The organism is Vibrio sp. 811, from assembly GCF_033339195.1.
This window is the reverse complement of record NZ_JAWOUB010000245.1, coordinates 1-825: the sequence shown is the minus strand read 5'-3', so window position 1 is coordinate 825 and position 825 is coordinate 1. Positions and strand designations below refer to the sequence as shown.

The following is an 825-nucleotide window of genomic DNA, read 5'->3' as shown; positions in this document are numbered from 1 at the left end:
GTAAAAATAAAGGCCTGCACCAGACCATGAGCTCAGCAGCCACCAAGGCCAGTAACTATCTATGATAGGCATAACAGTTTCTGGCGCGCTGAGCAGAGATAAAATCGGGTAACGCAGCAGCCAAATTAAGAGGCCGAATACCGCAACACCGATTGAACCAATCATTAAGACCAATCCGCCAAGTTGTTTGGCATAGCGAGCATCATTCGCACCCAAGGCTTTAGAGATCACAGCGGTAGTCGCGATGCCTAAGCCTACTTGAATGCCGATAATGACCATTTGAAGCGGCAGGGTGAAACCTTGAGCGGCAAGCGGTAAAACGCCAAGCTGACCGATAAATGCACTGTCGACAAGCTGAAAACTCATTAAGGACAACACACCAAACAGCATTGGCCATGTCATCGTAAACAGTTGTTTTGCTAACGTAGGTTGTGCGTTAGTAGAAGTTGAAGGCATAGAAATTAGAGTGTGTTGGGATTCGAGAATGGTTTTATTGTACACACTGGACTACAAAGTGACAAAAAGAAACCCCGAGTAAGGAATGCTCACTCGGGGTTTGAAACTTGAACTAATCGGGCTTATTTTTTGCCGCTAGTTTGCTTGTCTTCTTCAGTCAGTTCGCGAATGCGACGGCTGATGTCACGACGTGCTTTAGAAATCTCTGCACTTTTGATGATGTGATCATCAACGCGGTCTTCGTAGTCAGCTTTCATGTTTTTGATGATAGCGACGATTTCATCGTGAGACATTTCTGGTTTGATGTAGTCTAGTAGGTTTTCTAGAAGGTCTACACGTTTACGGTTATCACGAACTTTCTTTTCGTTA

2 protein-coding genes are annotated in these 825 nt (G+C 44.8%); both read right to left on the bottom strand.

The window, feature by feature from the left end:
- On the bottom strand, nucleotides 1-456 hold a 456-nt coding region (locus R7Q46_RS26125; protein WP_318078075.1), incomplete at its 3' end, for an MATE family efflux transporter.
- 122 nt (nucleotides 457-578) lie between these two features.
- Nucleotides 579-825: DUF496 family protein (locus R7Q46_RS26120; RefSeq protein WP_318078074.1), on the bottom strand; the 247-nt coding region annotated here is incomplete at its 5' end.